The organism is Streptomyces sp. NRRL S-1813 (assembly GCF_000719605.1).
Taxonomy (GTDB): Bacteria; Actinomycetota; Actinomycetes; order Streptomycetales; family Streptomycetaceae; genus Streptomyces; species Streptomyces decoyicus.
On the sequence record NZ_JOHB01000003.1, the window covers coordinates 136,311 to 152,373 of the forward strand.

Sequence of the window (16,063 nt, forward strand, 5' to 3'; positions counted from 1 at the left end):
GTGCAACGATGGGCCTGTCATGGATGCGGGGCAGGTTCTCAGGGGGCTACGGGCCGCGGTGTTCGCGGCGGTCTGTGTGCTGCTCGCCGCGCTGGGGCACATGGCGATGTCGGATGCCGTGATCCCCGCGTGGATACTGCTCGTCGCCGGGGTCGGGACCGCGGCCGGTGCCTGGTGCTGTGCGGGCCGGGAACGCGGGCCGCTGATGGTGGGGTTGCTGACCGTCGGTACTCAGGCGGCCCTGCACACTGCCTTCTCGTTCGGCCAGGCGGTCGCGCATTCCGCGGGCGGCGGGCGTTCGCTCGCGCAGCAGTGGTCGCAGGCCTGGCTGTGCGGCGCACAGGGGACGCGGCTCTCCGGCCAGGACAGCGCGCAGCTGCTGCGTCTGATGCATCAGCAGATGGCGGCCATGTCCTCCAGCGATCATGCGAGCCGGATGCCGGACATGGGCGGCATGGAGCACATGGGCAGCATGGCCCCCACGGATCCGATGCCGGGGATGCACGGCAGTGCGACCGGAATGCTGGCGGCCCACCTGCTGGTCGCCCTGCTCAGTGCGGGGTGGCTGTGGGGCGGCGAGCGGGCGGCGTTCCGGCTCGTACGGAGTGTGTCGGCCCGGCTGTTCGCGCCGTTGGTGCTGGTCCTGCGGGTCCTGTTGCCCGAGCCGCGCCCCGCCGTCCGCGCCGCCCGTCAGGAGCCGCGGCGTGTGGTGCGGCTGCTGCTGGCGCATACGAGGTCGTTGCGGGGTCCGCCGCATGAGCCGGCTGTCGGCTGACAGCACGGTCGATTTCCTGAGCCGGCGGACGGCCGGGCGCCGAGCGCGCCCGCCGGCGCCCCGGCTTCGACGTCACCGGTCCCGCCGCGCGCGGCGACCGGATCATGCGAAGGACTCCAGATGATGCTTCCTGTCCGGATGCCGGTGGCACTGCTGCCCGCATCCGCTCCCGGCGCACCGGCCGAAGGGCGCGGGCGCCCCCGGGCCACCGCGTCAGCCGGCCCGTGTGCCGCCGTTGTCCGTCGTACCGGGAGATACCGCTCCCGGTCCTGCGGAGACCGACCGCAGCCGGGCGAGCAGCGCATCGGCGGCCGCCGGGTCGTCTTCGGGGTGTGCGGTGGCGCGGCCGAGGCCGGCCGTCAGGGCCCGTGCCTGCGCGTCCCACCGCCGGCAGTCCCGGCAGCCGGTGAGATGGTCGTCGAGCCGGCGGGGGGAGAGCCCGGGGGGCAGTTCCTCGCCGTCGAGGCGGGCGGAGAGTGCCGTACGGATGCGCGAGCAGAGCATGCGGCCATCCTCCCCGACGCGCGGGTGTGCGGCGAGGGGCGGTCGCACGATGCGGGATGACGAGGCGGTGACGGGCTGGGCGCTGGCCGCCCGTAGCGGGGACGAGCGGGCCGTGGAGCAGTTCGTGCGGGCCACTCAGCTCGATGTGCGGCGCTATGTGACGCATCTCAGCGGTGATCCGCAGGCGGCCGACGACCTGGTGCAGGACACCTATGTCCGGGCGCTGCGCAGTCTGCCGCGGTTCGAGGGCCGGTCGTCGGCACGGACCTGGCTGCTGACCATCGCCCGGCGGGTGGTGGCGGACCGTATCCGGTCCCATGCGGTGCGGCCGCGGCTGGCCGCGACGGACGACTGGCAGACGGCCGCGGAGCGGATGCAGCCGCGGGGCGTACCGGGATTCGACGAGGGCGTCGCACTGGCCGAACTGCTGGCGGCGCTGGCGCCGCAGCGGCGGGAGGCGTTTGTGCTCACGCAGTTGCTGGGGCTTCCGTACGCGGCGGCGGCCGGGGTGATGGGCTGCCCCGTGGGGACGGTGCGCTCCCGGGTGGCGCGCGCCCGGGAGACGCTGGTCGCACGGCTGACGGAAGCGGAGCGCCCCCAACCGGCCGAGGAGCCGCGCGCTTTCGCGGGTGCCGTGGCCTGACGGGCCGCGTGCGGGAGGCGACGGGGCTCATGGACGGGCCAGGGCATGTCCATGAGCCCCGTGGTGTGTCCGGCCCGGCGGGATCACCGGCCGGGACGTACCGCCCGTGCCTCTACGGTCCGTGGTGGGCTGTCGCGGAAGTGCAGCGTGAAGGTGAGCCGGTCGCCGGGCGCGAGGCGTGGCGGTGGGCTGACCATGATGTCCAGGGTGGTCGGCGTCATGGTCAGCGCGCCGCCGGCCGGGATGGTGGCGGCGCGGACCATCGCCATGCTCCGGGCGTTGTGCCCGATGTCGACGGTGCGGCCGAGCATCGCGCGATGACCGGCGGGGCCGGTGACGCCGGTCAGGACGTCATCGGCGCCGCCGGTGTTGCGGAGGGTGAAGAACGCGGCGGTGGCCTCGGTTCCCGTAGGGATCAGCACCCGGCCCTCGGTGACGCTGAGCTCCGCCGGCCTGCCCGCGTTGCCGGTGGCGGTCCATGCGGTGAGCGTGCCGAGGGTCACCAGGCAGGTGAGCAGCGGTACGGCGACGGACGGGACGGACGGCCGTTTCATGACGTCTCCCCACGGGGTCGGGTCCGGCGGCTGTGGGGGCGGCGGGCCGATCGGGCGGGCCCGCCCGGCCGCCAGCCGCGCAGCCGGAGGCTGTTGCCCACGACGAGCAGTGAGCTGGCGGACATCGCGGCGGCCGCCAACATCGGACTGAGCAGGCCGACGGCGGCGAGCGGCACGGTGACGAGGTTGTAGCCGAAGGCCCAGACGAGGTTGGTGCGGATGGTGCCCAGGGTGCGCCGGGCCAGGCGTACCGCATCGGCGATGGCCTGGAGATCCTCGCGTACGAGGGTGACATCGGCGGCGCCGATCGCGGCGTCGGTGCCGCTGCCCATGGCGATGCCGAGGTCTGCGAGGGCAAGGGCCGCCGCGTCGTTGACGCCGTCGCCGACGACGGCGACCCGGCCGCCCTGCTCCTTGAGGGTGGTGACGAGGGCGGCCTTGTCCTCGGGGCGGGCCCCGGCATGGATCTCGGTGATGGCGAGATGGCCGGCCACCGCACGGGCGGTGGCGGCGCGGTCGCCGGTGGCCAGGACGGGCCGCAGCCCCAGGCGGCGCAGATGGTCGACGGCGCGGTAGCTGTCGGGGCGCAATGCGTCGCCGACCGCGATGACGGCCTCCGGGGTGCCGTCGACGACGACCAGGACGGCGGTGTGCCCGGCCGTCTCTGCGGTGTGCACCGCGTGCGGCAGCGGAGCCGGCAGGCCCGTGAGGTCGCCGGGCCGGGTGACCTCCACGCGGTGCCGGTCCGCCGTGCCGTGTACGCCGTACCCGGGTGTGGCACCGAAGTCCGCTACGGGCGGCAGTGGTTGGCCGGGCAGCCGTTCGGCGGCGGCTGCGCCGACGGCGCGGGCCAGCGGATGCTCGGAGCCCTGCTCGACGATGGCGGCCAGCCGCAGCGCCTCCGTGGCGTCGAGGCCGCCGGTGCGTGCGGTGAGTGCGGTGACGCCCATCCGGCCGGTGGTGAGGGTGCCGGTCTTGTCGAGGACGACGGTGTCGATACGGCGCAGCCGCTCCAGCGCCTCCGGCCCGCGGACCAGGATCCCGAGCTGGGCGCCCCGGCCGGTGGCGGCCAGCAGCGCCGTCGGGGTGGCCAGCCCCAGCGCGCAGGGGCAGGCGACGACGAGGACGGCCACCGCGGCGGTGACCGCCGCCTGCGGGTCGGCGCCGGCGCCGAGCCAGAAGCCCAGGACGCTGACGGAGACGGTCAGTACGGCGGGAACGAAGACGGCGGCCACCGCGTCGGCGAGCCGCTGGACCTTGGTCTTGCCGGTCTGGGCGTCCTCGACGAGCCGGGTGATCCGGGCGAGCTGGGTGTCCGCGCCCACCGCGTCGGCCCGTACCTCCAGCAGACCACCGGAGTTGACCGCGCCGCCGACGGCCGCCGTGCCCGGACCGGCCTCGACGGGTCGGCTCTCTCCGCTGATCAGGGACAGATCCAGGGCGGAGCTGCCCTCGACGACGGTGCCGTCGGTGGCGACCCGTTCCCCGGGCCTCACCAGGAAGCGGTCACCGACCCGCAGCCGGTCCACCGCGATGCGCCGCTTACCGTCCGCCGTCCGTACGGCGACGTCCTTGGCGGCGAGTTCGGCCAGGGCGCGCAGCGCGGCCCCGGTGCCGCGCCGGGCCCTGGCCTCCATCCGCCGCCCGGCCAGCACGAACAGCGGTACGCCGACGGCGGCTTCGAGGTAGAGGTGGGCAGTCCCGTCGCCGGCGGCGGGCAGCAGGCTGAACGGCATCGTCATCCCCGGCGCCCCGGCCCCGCCGAAGAACAGCGCATAGGCGGACCAGGTGAAGGAGGCGACGACACCGAGCGAGACCAGGGTGTCCATGGTCGCGGCCCCGTGCCGCAGACCGCGCAGCGCACGGGCGTGGAAGGGGGCGGCGCCCCATACGGCGACGGGCGCGGCGAGCACGAAACACAGCCACTGCCAGTCGCGGAACTGCCAGCCGGGCACCATCGACAACACCAGGACGGGGAGCGAGAGCAGGGTGGTCACCAGCAGCCGGTGCCGCTCGGCGCGGGCGCCGTCGTCCCGGTCGTCCGGGCGGCCGGCGGGCGTCGGCCGGTCTTCCGCGTCCGGCGCCGGGGCGGGCTCGGGAAGCTGCGCGGTGAATCCGGCCGCCTCGACGGTGGTGACGAGGTCGGCGACGGACACCGCCGCGGGGTGGCTGACCGTGGCCCGGCCGGTGGCGAGGTTCACCGAGGCGGCGACGCCGTCCAGCCGGCCGAGTTTCTTCTCGACCCGGCCCACACAGGCGGCGCAGGTCATGCCGCCGATCGTGAGGGTGGTGGTGCGGGGCGGGCCCGGCTCCGCGAGGTACGGCGACGGGGGCTCGGGCCGGGGCTGCGCCGTCATCGCGGTGCTCCCACCGTCACCGGGCGGGGGGCCGCGGCGCCCATGCCGTGCATACCGCCCATGTCCCCGTCATCGGCGGGCGTGCCGCCTCCGGTACGGGTGCCGCCGGCCGGGTGCAGATCCGGGGCCACCGGGCCGGCGGCGGCACCGGCCACGTACGACAGCGTGCCGAGCAGCGCCAGCAGCACGAGGAAGCCGAGGACCGGCCGTGCGGGCAGCAGCCGTTGGACGGTCTGGCGGAGAGGGGGCCGAGTGCGGTCGGCCGAAGAGCAGGACATCGCGTCATGGTGGCAGGCGGAGGCGGCGTCGAGCGGGCGATCGGGGGCTCGTCGGGGGTGAGGTTTGTCCTGTTCCGGTACCGGAACTCACCGGCCCCCGGGCCCGACTAACTGGGATGGGGCAGCGGCCTCCGCGCCGTGCCGACCGGCACCCTCTGCGCCGCCCCGCTCCCCGCCCGGCCGAAATCCCCGGCTCCCGGCGGGAACTCGACGTGCCTGGTGCCCGACCTCTCCAACGCCGCGCCGTCCGGGCGCGGTTCATCACCGACCGGCACCGTCGAGGAGGACTCATGTCCACACCGCCCGATCCCGTAGAGCTCTACGGGCCGGAGTACACCCGCGACCCCTATCCCATGTACGCCGAGCTGCGGGCGCGTGGCCCGGTCCACCGGGTGCGCTTCCCCAGCGGGGTGTGCGCCTGGCTGGTCACCGGCTACGAAGCCGCTCATCAGGCGCTGACCGACACCCGGCTGGGCAAGCACCATTCGCGGGGCAACGCGGCCTGGCGGGCCCGCGCCTCGATCATGCCGGAGCCCCAGCACTCCCAGCTCCAGGTGCATCTCCTCCACCAGGACCCGCCCCGGCACACCGCGCTGCGCCGACTGATCACCGACGCCTTCGCGCCGCAGCGGGTGGAGGGGCTCCGCCCCCGGTTCCAGGCGATGGCCGATGCCCTGCTCGACGGGCTCCCGGACGCCGGCGAGGCTGATCTGGTCGAGGTGTTCGCCGGACGCTTCCCGTTCCAGGTGCTCGCCGAAGTCATCGGGCTGCCACGGGAGTTCGAGGATCGCTTCGACCGGGACTGGGGCAAGGTCGTCCAGCCCGTGGGACCGGCGGACCCGGGCCGCCCCGCGTACGAGGCACGGCTGCGCGGACTTCAGCAGTACATCGCCGATCTGGTCGTCCACAAACGCGACGAGCACGGCGAGGATCTGCTCTCCCGGCTGGTGGCCGCCCGCGACGACGGCCGGCTCGGCCAGGAGGAGCTGGATTCGGTGATCTTCCAGCTGCTGGTCGCGGGACAGGAACCGGTGACGAACCAGATCACCACGGCACTGGTCACCCTGCTGCGCCACCCCGCGCAGCTGGCGACGCTGGCCGGGAGCCCGGAGCTGCTGCCCCGGGCCGTCGAGGAACTCCTGCGCCATGACAGCGCCTTCGAGCTGACGACCTGGCGGTTCTTCGCGGAGGACGCCGATCTGCACGGGACGCGGATCCCGGCGGGTGACTCCGTCATCGTGTCGCTGTGTGCGGCCAACCGCGATGCCCGGCAGTTCCCCGACCCGGACGCCCTCCACTTCGACCGCTCCCCCAACCCGCATCTCGCCTTCGGCCACGGCATCCACTTCTGCCCCGGCGCCACGCTCGCCCGTATCGAGCTCCAGATCGCCCTGGGCACCCTGCTGAGACGGCTGCCCGACCTGCGGCCGGCCGTCCCGGACAGTGGGCTGAGCTGGATCCCGGCCGTACTGGCACGCGGAGTCGACCGGCTGCCGGTGGTCTACGGCACGCCGGCCGCCTGTCCGGTCGCGCACGGTCCGGATGCCGCGTGCTGACCAGCCCGGCCCCGCCGCGTCCCGGCAGGCCCGCCGGCCACCCGGCCGGTGGTGCGGCGGTGCTCGCCACGCTCCTGCCGTACCGCCGCACGCTGGACACCGGCCACGGCGACGCCCCCGACGCGTTCCCCGCGCAACTACGGCAGCTCGCCGGGCCGGTGGCGGCGGGCGAGCCGATCGTGTTCACCCTGCCGGGCTTCCCCTGCAAGTCACCCAACCCCGCCAAGGTGCTCGGCCACCTCCCCGACGAGGGCGAACGGCTCGCACTGCGCTTCCTGGACGCCCTGTGCGCCCGGATCGCGGCCGTCCACCCGCCCGGGGCGCGGATCGTCATCTGCTCGGACGGGCACGTCTTCAGCGACCTCATCCAGGTGCCCGACCGCCACATCGATGCCTATGCCGACGCCCTGCGCGCGCTGATCCACGACGAGGGCCTGACGCGGCTGGACGTCTTCGACCTGCGCCAGGTGTACGGGCAGCGGCTGTCGCACGACGCCAAACGGGCCCTGATCCACGAGCACCACGCCCCGGCCCTGGAGACCCTGCGGTCCCTGACCCGCAGCGACGAACCGACCCGGCGGCTGTATCAGGGCATCACCCGGTTCCTCTTCGAGGACACCGTCTCCTTCGCGGGTACCCGTTCGGCGCTGCAACGCGACTGCCGCCGCCGCGCCTACGGGGTGATGCAGCGCAGCCGCGCCTGGGGCGAGCTGATCGCCGGGTACCACCCGGGTGCGTTCCGGCTCTCCATCCATCCGCAGCCCCGGGGCTCGGCGAAGTTCGGCATACGGCTGCTCGACACGCCCGATGTGTGGCTGACGCCGTGGCATGCCTGCGTACTCGAACACCCCCACGGAAGGCGGGAGTTGCTGCACCGGGCGGATGCCGAACGGCTCGGCCGGCCGGTGTTCCACCGGGGGCGGCCGAGCCACTTCGTCGCCGGGTGAGGGCGACGGGGCCGGGGGGCGGGCCGGGAGGCGACCGTCACGGCGCTTCCCGGCAGGCGCCCCTCACCCGTCCCCGGCGGGCAACGGATCCCGGTGGTCGAAGGCGATCAACGGGTCGCCGGTGAGGGGATGTTCCGTCACCGCGGCGCGCACCTCGAACACCTCGGCCGGCAGCTGGGGCGTCAGCACCGCGCGGGGCGTACCCGACGCCACCAGCCGCCCGCCGTGCAGCACATGCAGCCGGTCGCACAGGGATGCCGCGGCATTCAGATCGTGCAGCGAGATCAGCGTCGTACGGCGCTGCGCCCGCAGCAGCGCGAGCAGCTCGACCTGGTGCCGTACATCGAGGTGGTTGGTGGGCTCGTCCAGCACCAGGACATGCGGGTTTTGGGCGAACGCCCTTGCCAGCAGCGCCCGTTGGCGCTCGCCCCCGGACAGGGCGGAGAACCGGCGGGCGCCCTGTCCGGCCAGGCCGACGGCGGCGAGAGCGCGGGCCACGCTCTCCCGGTCGGCGCGGTCCTCGCCCGCGAAGGCCCGCTTGTAGGGCGTACGGCCCATCGTCACCACCTCGCGTACGGTCAGCTCGAAGTCGCTGCCGCGCTCCTGCGGCAGCGCGGCGACCGCAGCAGCCGGCGGTGGTCGCCGCCGATGTGCAGCCGGCACAGATGCGGCACCATCAGACCCACGAAGCCGATGGCTCCGGAGGCCGCGACCACGACGCCGGTCAGCAGACTGCTCACCACGAACCGCTCGCGCCGCAGCCGGGTGACATCCACGCCCACCCCCGGCCGCGGTCTCGTCGCCCATGATCAGCGCGTTCATGGCGCGGGCCCGTGCCTGGAGGGCCAACAGGCCTGCGGCGACCGCGAGGGCCGGCATCCAGAGTACGTTCCAGGTGGCGCCGCTCAGGCTGCCCATCAGCCAGAACAGCACACTGCGGGTCTGCTGTTCGTCGCCCGCCTGGAGCACGGGGTAGCTGGTGAAGCCGGACAGGAACTGTCCGATGCCGACGCCGGCCAGCACCAGGCGCAGCGGCATTGCTGGCGACGATCTTGCGCGGCGCCGAGGCGAAGGTGGTGGTGTCGCCCTTGCAGTCGGCGAACCGCACGGGAAAGCCGGACCCGCGGGCGCCCTTGTCCGTCCCCGCGCCACTGTCTTCTCCGCTGCCGCCGCAGCGGCCGACGGGCCGCAGACGCGACCCGGCCCAGGTAGTCGGCCGGGGCCCGGAGGCGGTTCCAGGAGGGGGCGGCCTTTTCCGGCCGGAAGCCGGCCGGGCCGGGGTGGCGCGGCACAGCGGCGCCGTGTCAGGCGTCGAGGCCACTGCCCTGGGGGCCGTACAGATCCAGCAGGCGGACGCGGGTGCCGTGCAGCCGGTCGGCCACCGTCTCGGCAACATAGCGGTACATCGCCCGGCCCACGACGGGATCGGACTCGCACAGTGCGCGGACCACGCCGGCATCGAACTCCACGGCCTCCACGGGGCCGACGGTCTCCGCTCCCAGGTGCCACAGGTAGGGCGGGAACAGCCAGGACCAGCCGAGCAGTTCGTCCCGTCCGAGGGTTTCGACGACCGCCGCCCGGCGCCCCGGCACGCGCTGGTCGAGCACGACCTGGCCGCTGCGGATGATCCAGAAGCGGTCCGCCCGCCGGCCCTCCTCGAAGAGGCGGGTGGCACGCGGCATCGACACCTCGACGGCCAGATCGGTCAGCTGCCGGCGCCGGTCGGACGGCATCTCATGGAACAGGTGTCTGATGGTGGCCATCGCATCCTCCGCTCGCTCCCTGCACGATATGCGGTGCTTCGCGGGGATGACGGGAAGGCTCGACCGGCCGGGGCGGCGGACCGGGGCCCGGCGGGCTCAGGCCAGCTGACGCCGCACCAGATCGTGCAGCCGGCCGCCCGTGTCGGCGAGCAGCTCGGCCGGGGGGCCCTGCTCGACGATCCGGCCCTCCGCCATGACGATCACCCGGTCGGCATCCATGACCGTGGACAGCCGGTGGGCGATCACCAGACGGCTGGCACTGAGCCGGCGGGTGCTGTCGCTGACGATGCGCTGGGTCTCGTTGTCCAGGGCGCTGGTGGCCTCGTCGAAGAACAGGATCCGCGGGCGGCGGACCAGCGCCTGGGCGATCATCAGCCGCTGCCGCTGACCGCCGGAGATGGCGCCACCGCCGGAGATCATGGTGTGCAGCCCCATCGGCATCCGCTTGATGTCCTCGGCCAGACCCGCCATCTCGGCTGCCGCCCAGGCCTCTTCCTGGGTGAAGGACTCGGCGCCGCAGATGCAGTCCAGGATCGATCCGGTGAGGGGCTGCGCGTTCTGGAGGACGACCCCGCACTGGCGGCGCACCGCCGCCTGGTCCAGGGCGGCCAGGTCCTGGCCGTCGTAGAGCACATTGCCCGAGGAGGGCTTGTCGAAGCCGATGAGGAGCCGGAGCAGGGTCGACTTGCCGCAGCCGCTCGGGCCGACGACGGCCACGAACTCGCCGGGCTCGACCCGCAGCGAGACCTCGTCGAGGACCAGCGGGCCGTCGTCGGTGTAGCGGAAGGACAGCTTCCTGGCTTCGATGCCGCCGGAGAGCGCGCCGGGCTGGGCGCTGGCGCCGCGCACTTCGGGCTTCTCGTCCAGCACCGGCTGGATCTGCTCGAACATCGGCAGTGCGGCGGCGGCCGAGACGAAGGCGCCGGTGATCTGGGTGACCGAGGTCAGCAGCATGGTCACCGAGGTGTTGAAGGTGAGGAACGAGCCGGCCGACATGCTGCCGCGGGCCGGTCCGGCCAGCAGCATGAACATGGCGAGCGAGCAGAGCGGCAGATAGACCGCGTTGAGCACGGTGGTCAGGTTCTTGATCCGGCCGGCCTTCTGCTGGAGCTCCCGGGAGCGGGCGAACTCACGGGCCCAGGCCGCGTAGGCAAAGCTCTCGGCCGCGGCGACCCGCAGCTTGGGCAGCCCGCGCAGGGTCTGGAACGCCTGGTTGTTGAGCTTGTTCCCGAGCTTGACCAGGCGCCGCTGCCAGCGCAGCTCCCACAGGCCCATGGCGAGGAACACCGCACCGATGACGAGCAGCATGGCGACGGCCGCCAGCGCCAGCGGCACGCTGTAGAGGAGCAGCAGCACGAGGTTCATCGCGCCGACGGTGGTGGCCTGCACGGCCACCGGGCCGAGGCCGGAGAGCACCCGCCGGATGGCGCTGATACCCATCGCCGCGCTGGCCAGCTCTCCGGTGGAGCGTTCGGTGAAGAACTTGGTCGGCAGCCGCAACAGCCTGTCCCACACGGCCGGCTGCAACGCGCTCTCGATCCGGCCCTCCATCCGCAGCACGGTGAGGTTCTGCAACAGCATGAAGGCGGCGGAGACGACGCTGGTGATGATGACGGCCAGGGAGACCTGGACGATCAGGCTCTTGTCGGCGCTCGGGACGTACACCCCGAGCACCTTGCCGGTCGCGATGGGCACGAGGGCGCCGAGACCGACCGTCACCAATCCGGCGAGGGCCAGATTGCGCAGGTCCAGCCGTGTGCCGCGCAGGCTGAAGCGCATCAGGCGCCACAGGTTCATGGGCCGCTCCGGCAGCGGGCGGTAGAACATGACGGCGCGCGGTTCGAGTTCGTCGGCGTTGTCCTTGCCGATGCGCATCCGCAGCCCGGAGGCCGGGTTGACCGCCTCGTAGCGGCCGCGGCGCCACAGCAGCGCCACGGGGGCACCGGACTTGGCACGGTGGCCCACCAGGGGGCCGGTGTCGGTCCGCCACCAGGGGCCCTGGAGCCGGACGGCGCGGGTGCGGATCCGCGAGCTGACCGCGATCCGTTCGACGGGGGTGATGCGGTCGTTGGCGGCGGCGCCCTTCGGCGGCTCGGTGAGCGTGATCCCGGCCGCCTCCGCCACCGTGCGGCAGACCGCGAAGGTGGCGTCGTCGCCGGCCCGGTCCATCCCGGTGCCGCCCCGACCGGCCCGGTCCTGGCGGCCGATGGAGGCGATCAGCGCCTGGTCGGCCCGCTCGCGGACGGTCTCGCCCGCCTTGATGCCGGCCGCCGTACGGTCCTCGTGAGCGCGTTCCAGGTGCTCGATCCAGCGGTCGACGGCGGACAGCAGCCGGTACTGCTGATTGACCATCTGCTGCCACAGCTCGGGGTCCACCAGCAGATCGCCGGCCGCCTCCGCGCTGTAGGAGGCGCCGTACTGCACGCTGCCGGGCGGCACCGGCATCCACAGGATGTCGTCGTCGGCCACCGCCTCGTCGGCGGGCCGGCCGTCGAGCGGTGCCTCGAACAGCACGCCCAGGCTGCGGGCGGTGCCCAGCGCAAAGGCGTGCTCCAGCGCGGAGGGTGCCTCGCCCTGGCCGCCGTACGCGGGGCCGTGGCCGTAGCCGCCCTGGGTGCCGTACTGCGGGTAGGAACCGGTGTCCCACTGTTCGCCGTACTCGTACCGGGGCAGCTCGCGCAGCGGGATCCGGCGCAGTCGGCAGTCCTGTGACGGCCGGCCGAGCAGGGTGTGCTGCGGGCCCGCGACCGGGCCGAGCAGCAGGGTGCCCGCTTCGAGCCGGCCGAGGAAGTGCCAGTGCCCTTCCTGGGCGACGTCGACCGCGAAGAGGTCCAGCCACCCGCCGGTGACGAGCCACAGCACATGCGGGCCCTCCAGGGGCACGTTGCGCAGCCCGGTGCAGTCGACGGGCGTGCCGACGCTGCCCAGCGCCTGCGTCACCGCGTCGGTGTCGCCCGGTCCCACGAGCGCGGGCGGGGGTACGGATGACACGTCAGTGCTCCTTGACCAGCTCGGCGTACGGGCCCCCGGCGGCGACCAGGTCCTCGTGCCGGCCGCGTTCGACGACCACGCCGTGGTCGAGGACGACGATCTCGTCACTGTCGCGGACCGTGCTCAGCCGGTGGGCGATGACGACGCAGGCGCAGCCGCGCCGCCGCAGGTTGTCCATGATGGTCTGCTCGGTCCGGGCGTCCAGTGCGCTGGTGACCTCGTCGAGGACCAGGATGCTGGGGCGCCGGACCAGTGCGCGGGCGATCTCCAGCCGCTGCCGCTGCCCGCCGGAGAAGTTGCGGCCGTCCTGCTCGACCCGGCTGTAGATGCCGTCGGGGCGACGGACGATCACATCGTCGTAGAGCGCGGCGTCCTGGAGGGCGGTGATGACCGCGTCGTCCGGTATCGAGGGGTCCCACAGCGCCACGTTGTCGCGGACCGTGCCCTCGAAGAGGAAGATGTCCTGGTCGACGAAGGACACGGAGGCGGCCAGCGCACTGCGGGAGAGGTCCTCCAGCCGCTGTCCGTCGATGCGGATGGCGCCTTCCCAGGGGCTGTAGAGGCCGGAGATCAGCCGGGAGACGGTGGATTTGCCGCTGCCGGATCCGCCGACGAGGGCGACCTGCCGGCCGGGGCCGACGGCCAGCGAGAAGCCGGTGAGCAGCGGTTTGTCCAGCGGGCTGTAGCCGAAGGTGATGTCCTCCAGCGTCACATGGCCCTTGAGCCTGCGGGTGTCGGCGTCCGGCTCGGGACGCGAGTAGAGGGTGTCGACGGGGAAGCTCTCGACGTCCTTGAGACGGGCCACGTCGGCGGCGAAGTCCTGGATGCGGCCCGCCACGCCGTTGAGCCGGGTGATGGGTGCGGTGAAGCGGGTCACCAGCGCCTGGAAGGCGACCAGCAGACCGATGGAGATATGGCCCTCGACCGCCCGCAGTCCGCCGATCCACAGGATCAGTGCGCTGTTGAGGGTGGCCAGGGTGGGCGCGACCATGGCCAGCACGGCGCTCGGCACACCGAGGCGCTGCTGCACCTCCAGCGTGGTGGCGTGCTGGCCGGCCCAGCGGCGGAAGTAGCCGTTCTCCCCGCCGGTGGCCTTCATCGTCTCGATGAGCTGGAGGCCGGTGTAGGAGGTGTTGGTGAGCCGGGCCGTGTCGGCGCGCAGCTTCTGGGTGTGGGTGGACCGCAGCCGGATCACGATCCGCATGGCGACGACGTTGAGCAGGGCGATGCCCACGCCGATGACCGTCAGTTGGGGGTCGTAGGTCCACAGCAGGACGGCGTAGAGGATGACGACGATCCCGTCCACGCCTGCGGCGGCGAGGTCGCGCGCCAGGGTTTCGGCCACCGCGTCGTTGGACTGGAGCCGCTGGACCAGGTCGGCCGGGCTGCGCTGGGCGAAGAAGGTGACCGGGAGTCTGAGCAGATGGCGCAGGAACCGGGCGCTGGTCAGGGTGGAGGAGATGATGCGGCCGCGCAGCAGATTCGCCTGTTGCAGACCGGTCAGTACGGCGGTCAGCGCCACCATCGCGGCCATCGACGCGAAGAGCGGCCCCAGCAGCGAGGTCTGGTTGCCGATCAGGAACATGTCGATGTACGTACGGCTCAGCGCGGGCACCGCCGCGCCGACCGCGACCAGCAGCAGGCTGGCGAGCAGCGCGGCGAGCAGGGTGCCGGTGGTGCCGCGCATCCGGGCGGGCACCGCGCCGAGGACGCCGGGCTTGCGGCCGCCCTTGCGGAAGTCCTCGCCCGGCTCGAAGACCAGGGCGACACCGGTGAAGCTGGTGTCGAAGTCCTCCATCGCCACGAAGCGGCGGCCCTTGTCGGGGTCGTTGATGCGCACGCCGCGACGCCCGAAGCGGCGGCAGGGGCCGTCGTAGACGACGTAGTGGTTGAACTCCCAGAACAGAATGGCCGGCGCCTGCACTTCGGCGAGCGCCGCCGGTTCCATCTGCATGCCCTTGGCCTGGAGCCCGTAGCTGCGGGCGGCCTTGAGCAGATTGCTGGCGCGCGAGCCGTCGCGGGAGACACCGCAGGCGATCCGCAGCTCCTCCAGCGGCACATGCCGTCCGTGGTGGGCGAGCACCATGGCCAGCGAGGCGGCGCCGCATTCCACGGCCTCCATCTGGAGGATGGTGGGGGTGCGTACGGACTTCGTCTTCTTGGGCTTCGGAGCGGGCGGCGCGGCGCGGCGGGTGCGGCGCGTACCGGGTGCGGGCTCCGGGCGGTGCCGGCCGCGGCCGGGAGGCGGCAGCTGCTGCGGGGCTGCGGAGTCGTGGGGTGCGGTCACGGCAGCAGCCAATCGATCGGGTGCTGCGCGGCCAGATGGACGGCGCCACTGGCCGGCGTCATGGAGTCGATCTTGTACGGCGGGCCGTCGGAGGTCGACCAGGCGTAGCCGGACCCACTGTGCGGGGCGGAGTCGAGCTGCACCAGGACGGCGAGGGGCTGCCCGTGCTGCGAGAACTGCTCGCCGAGCTGGCTGTTGCCCAGGTAGGCACCGATCCGCTGGCGGGTCTGCGCGGTCCTGCCGACGGCCTTGACCCGCCCGCGCAGCACGCCGTACTGCTGGCTGGGCACGGACTGGACGGTGAGGTCGACGGCCGCGCCGACGGGGACGGTGGCGCCGCTGTCGGCCGGTACGTACAGCGTCGCCGTCAGGGGGTCGCCGGGGTGGGCCACGCGCTCCACGGAGGCCACATCCGCACCGGTGGTGACGACGGAGCCGATCGTGGCGACCATGGTGGTCAGCCGGCCGGCGGCGAGTGTGCGGACGACGGTGGTGCCCCGGGCGGTGCGGAGCTTCAGCACGGGGGTGTTGGCGGCCACCCGCTTGCCTTCTTCGGCGAGCACGGCGGTGACCTGGCCCGCGACGGGGCTTTGCAGGACGTAGCTCCCCTGGCCGTGCGTGAGGATTCCGGGTGCGCTGAGGGTGGACGACACGGTGCCGGTCACCGCCCATACGGACGCGGCGATCACGAACAGGACCGTGACGGTCAGCACGAGCCAGCCCTGGGGGCGGGCGAAGCGCACCGGCAGATCGATTTCCTCGGGCGATTGCAGCTTGGAAAGGGCCTGTTGGCGGAACTGCACGACACTCTTCCCTCAACTGCAATGGTCTGTGTCAGACGGGTGGCGGCCGTGCGCCCCGGTCCCGGGCTGAGCCAGGGATCCGGGGCACTCGGCCCGGCATGTCGGCAAGGAGGGGGCGCCGACCTGCCGTTGTCACCGTTCAAAGCCGGCTGTACCGCTCAGCGGCACAGAAAAATCGACTCAGAGACCGGAGACCAGGCCGCTGGCGGTGCCGACGACGCCCGAGGCGTTCAGGCCGGTGGCGCCGTCGACCAGGCCGGTGGCGGTGCCCACGGCGCCCGAGACCGGGGCGATGGAGTCAACGGTGTTGGTGGCGGTGCCGACCACGCCGTTGAGGAGGCCACCGGACACGTTGTCCAGGTCGGCGTCGGAGATTTCCTGGGTCTGAACCTGGGGGGTGGAGTTCATGATGTTTCCCTTCGGATGAATATCTCGAAAAAAGCTGCGCCCGAACCGTCCGGTGGGGTGGTCCGGCCGCGGCTGCGGCAGTCCGGTACCCGAAATCGGGAGCCGATGGTGTGACTTCCGCGGTGCGAAGGATCAAAGCATGCGGGCGCGTGGTGCTGCTAATCCGAGAACCGCTGATCCGGGCGCCCACGCCCCCT

General features: G+C 73.1%; 15 protein-coding genes and 1 pseudogene. 4 read left to right on the forward strand and 12 right to left on the reverse strand.

Features of this window, described 5'->3' with window-relative positions; translation table 11 throughout:
* Nucleotides 1-19: 19 nt before the first annotated feature.
* The gene (locus IF67_RS0107745; RefSeq protein ID WP_030983446.1) at nt 20-775 is read left to right on the forward strand and encodes a hypothetical protein; all 756 of its coding nucleotides are present in this window, start codon (nt 20-22) and stop codon (nt 773-775) included.
* Between the two features lie 213 nt (nt 776-988).
* On the opposite strand, the gene IF67_RS0107750 is transcribed toward IF67_RS0107745, so the two are convergent.
* Nucleotides 989-1,279, reverse strand: a complete 291-nt coding sequence (locus IF67_RS0107750; protein WP_030983448.1) for a zf-HC2 domain-containing protein — start codon at nt 1,277-1,279, stop codon at nt 989-991.
* A gap of 49 nt (nt 1,280-1,328) precedes the next feature.
* On the opposite strand from IF67_RS0107750, the gene IF67_RS0107755 reads away from it, so the two are divergent.
* Nucleotides 1,329-1,922 carry a sigma-70 family RNA polymerase sigma factor gene (locus tag IF67_RS0107755; RefSeq protein WP_030983449.1) on the forward strand — a complete coding sequence of 198 codons (594 nt, stop codon included), beginning with the start codon at nt 1,329-1,331 and terminating at the stop codon, nt 1,920-1,922.
* Nucleotides 1,923-2,005: 83 nt separating this feature from the next.
* On the opposite strand, the gene IF67_RS0107760 is transcribed toward IF67_RS0107755, so the two are convergent.
* From IF67_RS0107760 to IF67_RS40235, 3 genes are read right to left on the reverse strand one after another with little or no spacing between them, the layout of a single operon-like run.
* Nucleotides 2,006-2,476, reverse strand: coding sequence for a copper chaperone PCu(A)C (locus IF67_RS0107760; RefSeq protein WP_030983452.1), 471 nt, complete (start codon nt 2,474-2,476; stop codon nt 2,006-2,008).
* Nucleotides 2,473-4,833: a heavy metal translocating P-type ATPase gene (locus IF67_RS0107765; protein ID WP_030983453.1), complete on the reverse strand. Its 2,361-nt coding sequence runs from the start codon at nt 4,831-4,833 to the stop codon at nt 2,473-2,475. The genes IF67_RS0107760 and IF67_RS0107765 overlap by 4 nt, the downstream gene beginning before the upstream one ends.
* Complete coding sequence (locus tag IF67_RS40235; protein ID WP_051817769.1) at nt 4,830-5,111, reverse strand: hypothetical protein; 282 nt, start codon at nt 5,109-5,111, stop codon at nt 4,830-4,832. The genes IF67_RS0107765 and IF67_RS40235 overlap by 4 nt, the downstream gene beginning before the upstream one ends.
* A 290-nt stretch (nt 5,112-5,401) precedes the next feature.
* On the opposite strand from IF67_RS40235, the gene IF67_RS0107775 reads away from it, so the two are divergent.
* Together IF67_RS0107775 and IF67_RS0107780 are read left to right on the forward strand one after the other, a co-directional pair.
* On the forward strand, nt 5,402-6,667 hold the full coding sequence (locus tag IF67_RS0107775) for a cytochrome P450 family protein (RefSeq protein ID WP_030983457.1): 1,266 nt from the start codon (nt 5,402-5,404) through the stop codon (nt 6,665-6,667).
* A complete protein-coding gene (locus tag IF67_RS0107780; RefSeq protein ID WP_078889343.1) occupies nt 6,664-7,614 on the forward strand; it encodes an L-tyrosine/L-tryptophan isonitrile synthase family protein in 951 nt (316 codons plus the stop codon). Before IF67_RS0107775 ends, IF67_RS0107780 begins: the two co-directional genes overlap by 4 nt.
* Before the next feature lie 63 nt (nt 7,615-7,677).
* Here the strand turns inward: IF67_RS0107780 and IF67_RS0107785 are convergent, their stop codons facing one another.
* From IF67_RS0107785 to IF67_RS0107810, 8 genes and pseudogenes are all read right to left on the reverse strand, one after another.
* Nucleotides 7,678-8,277: an ABC transporter ATP-binding protein gene (locus IF67_RS0107785; RefSeq protein WP_324608871.1), complete on the reverse strand. Its 600-nt coding sequence runs from the start codon at nt 8,275-8,277 to the stop codon at nt 7,678-7,680.
* On the reverse strand, nt 8,193-8,396 hold the full coding sequence (locus IF67_RS44685; RefSeq protein WP_324608872.1) for an iron chelate uptake ABC transporter family permease subunit: 204 nt from the start codon (nt 8,394-8,396) through the stop codon (nt 8,193-8,195). Before IF67_RS44685 ends, IF67_RS0107785 begins: the two co-directional genes overlap by 85 nt.
* A 55-nt stretch (nt 8,397-8,451) precedes the next feature.
* Nucleotides 8,452-8,652, reverse strand: a pseudogene (locus tag IF67_RS44690) (iron chelate uptake ABC transporter family permease subunit); the annotation flags it as partial.
* Between the two features lie 266 nt (nt 8,653-8,918).
* Nucleotides 8,919-9,377, reverse strand: a complete 459-nt coding sequence (locus tag IF67_RS0107790; RefSeq protein ID WP_030983463.1) for a cyclic nucleotide-binding domain-containing protein — start codon at nt 9,375-9,377, stop codon at nt 8,919-8,921.
* A gap of 96 nt (nt 9,378-9,473) precedes the next feature.
* Nucleotides 9,474-12,368 carry an NHLP bacteriocin export ABC transporter permease/ATPase subunit gene (locus IF67_RS0107795; protein ID WP_030983465.1) on the reverse strand — a complete coding sequence of 965 codons (2,895 nt, stop codon included), beginning with the start codon at nt 12,366-12,368 and terminating at the stop codon, nt 9,474-9,476.
* A 1-nt stretch (nt 12,369) separates the two neighbouring features.
* On the reverse strand, nt 12,370-14,655 hold the full coding sequence (locus tag IF67_RS0107800) for an NHLP family bacteriocin export ABC transporter peptidase/permease/ATPase subunit (RefSeq protein ID WP_030983467.1): 2,286 nt from the start codon (nt 14,653-14,655) through the stop codon (nt 12,370-12,372).
* Complete coding sequence (locus IF67_RS0107805; protein ID WP_030983469.1) at nt 14,652-15,458, reverse strand: HlyD family efflux transporter periplasmic adaptor subunit; 807 nt, start codon at nt 15,456-15,458, stop codon at nt 14,652-14,654. The genes IF67_RS0107800 and IF67_RS0107805 overlap by 4 nt, the downstream gene beginning before the upstream one ends.
* 180 nt (nt 15,459-15,638) lie before the next feature.
* Nucleotides 15,639-15,866: a hypothetical protein gene (locus tag IF67_RS0107810; protein ID WP_030983471.1), complete on the reverse strand. Its 228-nt coding sequence runs from the start codon at nt 15,864-15,866 to the stop codon at nt 15,639-15,641.
* Between the last annotated feature and the right edge of the window lie 197 nt (nt 15,867-16,063).